Genomic DNA, 2,319 nt, shown 5'->3' with positions numbered 1-2,319 from the left:
CCCCTAAAGAAAATTTAGAGGGTTTCATAAATCCAGATTTCTGAATTTTACTGGAAGCGTGCAGAGCCTGTTGGTTTCGTGCCAGATCCACTTGGAGATGGAATTTGTGCTTCTTTTAAGTTGAGAGTGAAGTTGTTATTAGCGAATTTGATATCCACTTCGCGATCCGGATCGTATCCCATATCAATTAATAGAATGCTGACCCATTTCTCCAACTTACCAAAATTGGCTTTACTGTGATATTCATAAGTCCATTGTTGATTGTTGCGTGCAATCAGATCATGGGATTGATAACCAGGAAATTCCTTGCTCATGACACGCATGATTTCCAATGCTTCTTCAGTATTAAAACCAATTAGGTTGAAAACATAGGTATCTTTTTTAGCAAGATGGCTACTTGATGTTGAATTACGCGGTTGGTCATTGGCAATTTGGCGTCCGTCAACCAATGCAGCTAGTTTGCGACTTAATACGCTGCCTAAATCATCTGCCAAAGGTGCTGTTTCACGGCTGGTCACGGTGATTGCGCAAATCATATCACAATCTGTTGGGGCACCAAATTTTTTCACTGGTGTATCAAAACCCGTCATATAGCTATTGTTTTTGAGGTCATAAATTTCACCTTCCAAATGTGTATGCACGATATTTGAGAAGGATGCATTTTGGGAACGGCTAAACACACGAACCAAAACTAATGCGCGTGCGCGACGTGATGCAGAGGCGGAACCATTAGCCAATTTTGCAGCTTCGATAATCTCGCTTTTGGTCATGCGGTCAAATTGAGTGATACCTGCATCTGATAATACGAAATCACCATCTTTGACGGTAAAGCCTTGGCGCAGAAGTTGGCGTTGAACCTTTGCAATGATTTGTTTATGAACCAAGCTGCTTCGCGGCAAAGAATTACCACTTTCATCTTCGGCTAAAATCATAACAGGTACTGTATTGCGGCCGGAGAATTCTTGGTTTTTCGGGGCACAGGCTGCCAAAAGAGACAATGCCAAAATCCCGAAGATTACTTTTGAAATGGATTTTAAAGTCATTTTCTTGTCCTTTTGAACGGCTAGTCTTTAAAGAATTAGAGTACAACTTATTTCAACAGATTAAGATGTCTTCCGTCCTTCGAGTGATAGGAAGGACGGAAGATTAAAACTTAGTTGAAGCGTTTGGTTTCATCTTCGGAACGGGCACGTTCTGGGGTCGCATTCAGTTTATTCACTGTAATTTCATTCCCCTGGATCATAATTTCGATGTGACGATCAATATCAAAGCCCATATCGATAAGCAGGATTGTGATCCATTCTTCCAACTTGGAAGATTTTGCAATGGTCATATATTCGTAGGAACGATTGACAGAGCCTTTTGAAAGTAACTCATGGCTTTTATAACCTGGAAATTCATCAGACATCACACCGATAATTGATAATGCTTCGCGTGTATCGAAATATTTCAAGTTAATTGTGTAAGCATTTGGAATGTTGCTTTCCGCGTAAGACGGGATTGAACCATTGCCACTGGAACCACCAGAAACAGAAGATCCGGATGCGGAGCCATCAGTATGTAAATAATCCAGTTTCTTCGCCAAAACATTGCCAAGATCTTCGGCGATAACACGTGCTTTTGCACCTACTACTTCTGAAATACAGATAGAATCACAATCTGCTGGCGCTGGATAAGCTTGTGGGCTTAATTCAAATGTACCTAGGAAGTTATTGTTGTTCACATCATAGATTTCACCATCAATACGGGTTGTTACCTTGTTGGAGAAACTTAACTTTTTCAAAGTCGCATGGACACGGAATAGCACCATAGCACGGCTGCGGGTATTTGCTTTTGACGCTGCATTTGCCAATTTTGCAGCCTCAATTAATTCTGTTTTTGGACGGCGTTCAGTGATTTTCCATCCAAGCTCCACCGCCATAAACTCTTCATCCATCATGCGGAAACCATAACGGGACATGCTATCTTTCAAGCCAGCCATTACACGTTTAAAGATGTCACTGGAACGTTTTACAGTAGTTGGGTCAGAATCTTCCCCCATTACCAAGACAGGGATTTTAGTTTGTTGTACGGCAGCTTCCGCCTGATTGGAAAGGCCTGTCATGCCTACCGCGCCAACTGCCATTGCAGCGACGACGGATGTTTTAACCCATTTGCTCAATTGTTTCATTTTCTTACTCCAAGATTCGAGTTCAAATTTTTTATCTGAACCTGTGATGGAAGGGCTAGGATGTATTTTTTGAGCATCAGATAATTTTTTAGAAATTTTTTAATCTGCCCGCGAATTTTACCTCGCCTTCCCCCTAAATTTTTATGACC

2 protein-coding genes are annotated in these 2,319 nt (G+C 41.4%); both read right to left on the bottom strand.

The features are described 5' to 3' along the window. Positions 1-47 precede the first annotated feature (47 nt). Positions 48-1,043 (bottom strand): hypothetical protein, encoded by a 996-nt coding sequence (locus tag E1160_RS00215; protein WP_155152982.1) that lies wholly within the window; start codon positions 1,041-1,043, stop codon positions 48-50. Positions 1,044-1,153: 110 nt separating this feature from the next. Beyond that, a complete protein-coding gene (locus E1160_RS00210) occupies positions 1,154-2,170 on the bottom strand; it encodes a hypothetical protein (protein ID WP_155152981.1) in 1,017 nt (338 codons plus the stop codon). Positions 2,171-2,319 lie beyond the last annotated feature (149 nt).

This window comes from Curvivirga aplysinae (genome assembly GCF_009711445.1).
GTDB classification, from domain to species: Bacteria; Pseudomonadota; Alphaproteobacteria; order UBA8366; family Aestuariispiraceae; genus Curvivirga; species Curvivirga aplysinae.
Note: the sequence above shows the minus strand (reverse complement) of the source record. Positions and strands in the feature narration are given on the sequence as shown.